The sequence below is a fragment of the Neiella marina genome (assembly GCF_002165625.1).
Lineage (GTDB): Bacteria > Pseudomonadota > Gammaproteobacteria > Enterobacterales > Neiellaceae > Neiella > Neiella marina.
The window spans coordinates 422,747-429,808 of record NZ_NGNS01000001.1 but is presented as its reverse complement, the minus strand read 5'-3'; the positions used below and the strand labels follow the sequence as shown (position 1 = coordinate 429,808).

At 49.4% G+C, this 7,062-nt stretch carries 4 protein-coding genes; all 4 read right to left on the bottom strand.

Features of this window, described 5'->3' with window-relative positions; genetic code table 11:
- Positions 1-145 precede the first annotated feature (145 nt).
- The 4 genes from gyrB to CBE68_RS01870 all read right to left on the bottom strand — a co-directional run bounded on the left by gyrB (position 146) and on the right by CBE68_RS01870 (position 7,054).
- The gene (gyrB, locus tag CBE68_RS01885; protein WP_087504363.1) at positions 146-2,563 is read right to left on the bottom strand and encodes a DNA topoisomerase (ATP-hydrolyzing) subunit B; all 2,418 of its coding nucleotides are present in this window, start codon (positions 2,561-2,563) and stop codon (positions 146-148) included.
- Positions 2,564-2,576: 13 nt separating this feature from the next.
- On the bottom strand, positions 2,577-3,677 hold the full coding sequence (gene recF / locus CBE68_RS01880; protein ID WP_087504362.1) for a DNA replication/repair protein RecF: 1,101 nt from the start codon (positions 3,675-3,677) through the stop codon (positions 2,577-2,579).
- A 77-nt stretch (positions 3,678-3,754) separates the two neighbouring features.
- Positions 3,755-5,359, bottom strand: a complete 1,605-nt coding sequence (locus CBE68_RS01875) for an ATP-binding response regulator (protein ID WP_087504361.1) — start codon at positions 5,357-5,359, stop codon at positions 3,755-3,757.
- A gap of 114 nt (positions 5,360-5,473) precedes the next feature.
- Positions 5,474-7,054 carry an ATP-binding response regulator gene (locus CBE68_RS01870; RefSeq protein ID WP_087504360.1) on the bottom strand — a complete coding sequence of 527 codons (1,581 nt, stop codon included), beginning with the start codon at positions 7,052-7,054 and terminating at the stop codon, positions 5,474-5,476.
- Positions 7,055-7,062: the final 8 nt, after the last annotated feature.

Genomic DNA, 7,062 nt, shown 5'->3' with positions numbered 1-7,062 from the left:
TTCAGTTAAAGTGCTGTGGCAAGGATGGCTCAAATTACAAGCCATCCTTGAAGGGTACGAGCTAGCCAAGTCTCTTGAACTCTAAGATGTGATCAAGAGACAGGCCAATCGGCTGCCTTTTTGCTCTCGAGAACAACTCTATTAATTAGACATCGAGGTTCTCGACGTTTAAGGCGTTGTCTTCAATGAACTCGCGGCGCGGTTCAACCTGATCGCCCATCAGCGTGGTGAACAATTGATCACAACCGATGGCGTCTTCGATGGTCACACACAACATCCGGCGCGTGTCTGGATCCATGGTCGTTTCCCACAACTGCTCAGGGTTCATCTCACCAAGACCTTTGTAGCGTTGAATGTTCAAACCACGCTTCGACTCAGTGATCAACCACTCCAACGCTTCAACAAAGGTTGTTACCGGACGAGTGCGCTCGCCACGCTGAACAAAGCCACCCGCTTCAATCAAGTTGGCAATCTGATCGCCAAGTGCTGTGATTTGCTGGTAGTCCTTCGATTTAATGAAGTCTGCCGAGAACAGGTAGTCAGTATCGATACCGTGCTGACGAACCGTCACTTTCGGTAAGTACTGATGAGTTTCTTCGTCTTGGGCAATGCCAGCCGTGTAAGTCGTGCCACCGGCAGCCAAAGAATCCAGTTCGGTCTGGAAGTCAGCAAGCCATTCTTGCATGCCCGCTTCGTTATCAAGCATGGCTTGCAGTACCGGACGAGTGTAAATCAAACGATCCAGTACTTCTGTTGGCCACAAGCGCTTTAGGCGTTTGATGATGTCTTGTACGTCGTGGTACTTGTTCACCAAGCCTTCAAGTTGTTCGCCGGCAATCGCTGGCGCATCTGGATTAACAAACAACGATGCTTTATCTAGCGCTAATGCAGTGAGGTACTCATTCAGCACGTCATCGTCTTTAATGTACTGCTCTTGTTTGCCTTTCTTCACTTTGTAAAGTGGTGGCTGAGCAATAAAGATATGGCCTCGCTCGACCAGCTCTGGCATTTGACGATAGAAGAAGGTCAACAGCAAGGTACGAATGTGGGAGCCGTCGACGTCGGCATCGGTCATGATAATGATGCTGTGATAACGCAGTTTATCGGCGTTGTACTCATCGCGACCAATGCCTGTGCCCAGCGCAGTGATCAGGGTTGCCACTTCTTGTGACGACAGCATCTTATCGAAACGTGCTTTTTCGACGTTTAGGATTTTACCTTTAAGCGGCAAAATCGCTTGGTTCTTGCGGTTTCGGCCCTGCTTTGCAGAACCGCCCGCTGAGTCACCCTCCACTATGTATAGTTCAGAGAGTGCCGGGTCTTTTTCCTGACAGTCCGCCAACTTACCAGGCAAGCCAGCTAAGTCCAGCGCACCTTTACGGCGGGTCATTTCACGCGCTTTACGAGCAGCTTCACGAGCTCGTGCGGCATCAATGATTTTACCAATAATGGTTTTTGCTTCGTTTGGTTTTTCCAGCAGGTAATCCGACAGGTGGGTGCCCATCGCCGTCTCAACTGCTGGCTTCACTTCAGAAGAAACCAACTTGTCTTTGGTTTGCGAAGAAAACTTCGGATCCGGTACTTTGACCGAGATAACCGCCGTCAAACCTTCACGGGCATCATCACCGCTAGCAGTAGTTTTAGTCTTCTTATTGAAGCCCTCTTTTTCCATGTAAGTGTTGAGGGTACGGGTCAACGCGGCGCGGAAACCAGCAAGGTGAGTACCGCCATCGCGCTGTGGAATATTGTTGGTAAAACAGAAGATGTTTTCTTGGAAACCATCATTCCATTGCATTGCCACTTCAACCGCAATGCCATCTTCTTCACGGGTGTGAGTGAAGTGGAATACTTCTGGATGAATTGGCGTTTTGTTTTGGTTGAGGAATTCAACGAATGCCTGAATACCACCTTCATAGCTGAAGTGATCTTCACGGCCATCGCGCTCGTCTTTCAGCTTGATTGATACGCCAGAGTTCAAGAACGACAGCTCGCGCAGACGCTTGGCCAAAATGTCGTAGTGGAAATTAATGTCGCTGAAAATTTGATCCGAAGGCCAGAACCGAATGCGAGTACCGGTTTTTTCGGTTTCGCCAACAACGCCCAACGGCGCATTTGGCACGCCTAGGGTATAGACCTGCTCGTGAACATTACCTTCACGGCGAATGCGCAGCTCCAGCTTTTCAGATAAGGCGTTTACAACCGACACACCCACACCGTGCAAACCACCGGAGACTTTGTAGGAGTTGTCATCGAACTTACCGCCTGCATGCAGTACGGTCATGATCACTTCGGCAGCAGACACGCCCTCTTCTGGATGCATCCCCACCGGAATACCACGGCCATCATCGCTAACGCTAACTGAACCATCAGCATGGATGGTGACAATAATGTCATTACAATGTCCCGCCAGTGCCTCATCGATTGAGTTATCAACTACCTCGAACACCATATGGTGCAGACCGGTGCCATCATCGGTGTCGCCGATATACATGCCAGGACGCTTACGAACCGCGTCAAGGCCTTTCAATACTTTAATACTGGAAGAGTCATACTCGTTAGACATAGGGTCACTCTTATCAAGTTACTAATTGCCCGCGTTCCACGTGGAACAGCTTAAAGGGCCGATTCGCCGCGGCTAATTGCGGTCGAACTTGTTCTACAAACAATTCGTCCGTCGCGGTGATAAAGACCTGTGATTTTATCGCGATTAGGCACTCAATTAATAGTGCCCTGCGCGCTTCATCTAGCTCTGCAGCGAAGTCATCGATCAAATAAATGCAGGAAGTACCCTGAGATTCGGATAACAGCGATCCCTGCGCTAATAAAAGAGCAGCTACCAAGAGCTTGAGTTGCCCGCGTGAACAGGTTTCTTCGGCAGCTACGCCATCCACTTTGAGTTTGAATCCACCTCGGTGTGGACCCAATTGGGTATGGCCTGTTTTTAAGTCCCGGTTGTAACCATCTTGAAGCTGGCTCAAGTAGTCGTCGCCCTGAGCCGTTGCAGACCAGCCAGACTGATAGCTCAACTCAACGGCGGAACCGGGTAAAAATTGGTCGGTAAAGGTTACTAGGGCAGCCTGTAGCTGAGCAACAAACTCCGTGCGCATTTGGGTGATCAGGCGCCCGTTTTCAACAAAGTCATGCTCCCAAGGTGCTACTTGGCTGTAAGGCAGCTGCTGACGGACCATGGCATTGCGTTGTTTTAGTGATCGGGCATAGCGACGCCACGCCGGATAAAACAATTCTTGCCGGTAGAACAATCCCCAATCGAGGAACTGCCGTCGGACTTTGCTGCCACTGGTAAGCAACACCGGACTGTCAGGTGTCAGGATTTGAATTGGCAACAGGCCAACTAATTCAGCCAAACGTTGAGTCGACTCGCCGTTGATACGAATTTCCGGTTCGCCACTGCGAGTGCGTTTCATGCCGACACGGTAGTGGACATCACGACGCTGGAGTTCAGCAAAAATGGTGAAGTCCTGCTGCTCATACTGAATCAGTTGTTTATGACGATGAGTGCGGAACGAGCGCCCTGAACCAAGCATGTGAATGGCTTCAAGCACGCTGCTTTTACCAGCACCGTTTTTACCATAAATGAAATTGAAGCCAGACGAAGGATGAATCGACAGCTCAGAAATATTGCGCACAGCCTGAATGGCGAGCCTGGATATGGTCATTCAGTCAATGAGCACCAGAAAATAAAAGCACAGTGTACCTTGAACCATGCCCTAGCCCAACACTTGAAAGAGTCCAGCTACGGCTTAGGCAAACGCAATGTGATGGTAGTGGAGTTTGCCTTCTCGTCGGTATCCATTTGAATGTCGCCCAGCTGCGCTTCAATGAGTAGCTTGGCCGAATAAGTCCCTAAGCCAGAGCCTCCCGATTTGCCTTCGGTAGCGTACTTATCAAAAAATACATCACGCACTTCTTCTGGCACCACACCGTCGTTAGCAATACTGATTTCAATTTGCTGCGCGTCATTTTGGCCAATATCAATGCGTACCGCACTTTTCGGGCGAGCCGCTTCAAAAGCATTTTTCAGCAAGTTATTGAACACCGAAAACATCAACAACTCCTCGCCCTTGCACACCATGGATTCGGCGCCTTTACTCTTGGGCCAAAACACATTACAGGTGATCCGTTTACTATCGAACACTCGCTTGGTGCTGGTGACGACATCTTGCAGTAGCGCAATGGTGTCGACAGGCACAGGCGTTAAGGTGTACTGATTGGTCTCAATCTTGTAGACGATCTGAGTCAGGTTAATCAGGTTCATCAGCTGACGAGCCATGGTATCAATGTCACCAGCCAACTCGGTCACCATATTTGGCCGCTTGGCATTGAGCGCGACTTGCTCTGCTGCCGCCAAAATACCCGCCAATGGCCCTTTGATATCATGGCGAACCACCTGCTCAGCAGCTTCTTTGGCCTCCGCCGCTTCGATCATGTCATCGTAACTATCCTGAATTTCTCGAACTCGCCAAATTTGGCGCATCAAATTGCGAACTCGCATTTGCAATAGTTGCGGTTGAATCGGCTTGGTAATGAATTCGATGGCGCCAAGCTGAATACCTTTGATTTCCGCCTCTTGTTCGGTCATGGCGGTCACCATAATAACGGGAATGTGCTGAGTGGCAGGATCTTCACGGAGGGTTTCCAACACTTCGTAACCGCTGATTTCTGGCATCATGATATCGAGTAACACCAAGTCAGGCGGCGTATCACCCTGACAAATGTCCAGCGCTTTGCGGCCATGGTTGGCCAATCGCACCTTGTAATCGTCTTTCAATAGATCGGCCAGCAAACGCAAATTATCCGGCGTATCGTCAACAATCAGGATATTGCCCTCTTTTAGCTTGGAAGCATCTTGCCCTGATTCGCTATCACTAACATCAGCCAAGTCGACGCTCGGCTTGACCACTTCTGCCGGCGGCTCTTCGACCGGTTGCTTCATCCGAATTTCTGACGGAATACGAGCGGGACGCTTGAACGCCCGCTCGATTCGCTCACGCATCATATGAGGCGTAAACGGTTTGATGATCAACTCACTGACACCATAGGCAATGGCTTCACGGACTTTGTCGCGTTCGGCTTCTGCGGTCACCATAACAAAAGGAATGCGTTGCCAATCGGGGCTTTCTTTCACGGCTTTAAGAAAGTCGATACCCGTCATTACCGGCATATTCCAATCAGACAAAATGACGTCCACTTTATGATTTCGCAGCACGCGCAGAGCCTCTGCACCATTGCTGGCCTGATGAACTTCTTTGGCACCATACTGGCGTAGCTGCTGGGCAGTGATTTTGCGCATGGCTTCCATATCTTCAACGACTAAGGCAATGGCGTTGGACTTCATCATTCGAGCGTTCCTTTGTTAGCGCATAGTATGACTATGATGAACTCCACAAAGTGTAGCCATAAAAACAGCCATCGAACGTTGAATTAACTGATAAATATCTATTTTTTGAAACAACTAGCTGACTACAGGGAGGCTGAAGTCAACCGTCGTGGTTTGCTCTTGGTCGTCACATTGCATGGCTATCTTGCCGCCCATCACCTCAACCATTAGCTTCGCTGAGTAGGTGCCAAGACCAGACCCCAGGCGTTTACCACTGGTCACGTACTTGTCAAAAAAGCAGTGGCGAATGTTGGTGGGCACCATGCCATCATTGCGAATAGAACATTTGACCAGGGTGTTGTTCTGCGCCAATGACAATGACACTTGCACGGCAGTTCGCTCGCGTGCTGCCTCAAAAGCATTCTTAATCAGATTGGAGCTCACCGCGTAAAGCAAAGTATCTTCTGCGGAAACCATCAACTGTTTGCGACTAATAGCGTTTGCATCCCAGTAAAGATTGCAGGTCAACTGCTTCACTTGATACACCGACTTACAATTGTCGATCACCAATTTCAGCACTTTGACCAGATCAACGGCTTTGGCCTGATACTCAAACAAGCCCATTTCAATCTTATATAAATCAACTGAGCGAGCAACCAGGCTCAATACCTGACGAGTAGTGGTTTCGACATTCTTAGCGAGATCAGCAATGCTATCTCGGTGACCGGCTTTGCTGTTAATTTGTTCGGCCAGCGCCAATATTGCCGATAGCGGCGCTTTAATGTCATGGCGCATTAATTGCTCTGCAGAATCGCGCGCGACTGCCGCCGATACCATGAAATCATAACTGTCTTGCAATCGATGAAGACGACGGACGTGATGCATAAAGTTGCGCACTTTTGATAACAGCAGCACCGGGTCAACAGGCTTGGTGATGTACTCAATGGCGCCAAGCTCAGTGCCTTTGATTTCAGCATCAAGGCCGTGAACCGCAGTCACTAGAATCACTGGAATGTTTTCGGTCACAGGTGATTGACGCAATTTATTTAGTACATCGTAGCCGCTGATCTCTGGCATCATAATATCGAGCAACACTAAGTCTGGTTGATCGTCAGAGCGACATATTGCCAATGCCTTTTGGCCGTTATTCGCTAATCGAACGCGATACTTGTCTTTCAATAAAGTCGACAAGTGCAACAAGGTATCGGGCGTATCGTCAACAATCAGCAATGAGCCGTCTTTGCTGTCAATGGAACCCTGAGCTGCATCTTCGCTTGCTTGCTCGGGTTCGGCGGCCAGTGGCTGTTGTTCACTAAGTTGCAATGGCACTCGCACCGGATTGCGCACTGCTCGGATAAGCCGAGATCGCAAGATAGCGGGAGTAAATGGTTTGACGACGATTTCACTGACGCCGTAGTGAACCGCCAGTTTGACTTTGGTCCCCTCAGATTCCGATGTCACCATCACGAAAGGGATACGCTGCCAATGGGGGTTTTGCCGCACCCGTCTGAGTAGCTCAAGGCCATCCATTAATGGCATATTCCAGTCTGAGACAATCAGGTCAACTCGGTTGTTTTGTAGCACTTGCAACGCTTCTTTGCCATTAGATGCCTGCAGTACTTTTTGCGGACCATATTGAATGACTTGATCAGCGGTGATTTTTCGCATCACCTCAATGTCTTCAACAACCAGCACCACAGTATTTTTGGTCAGCATGCTGTCCG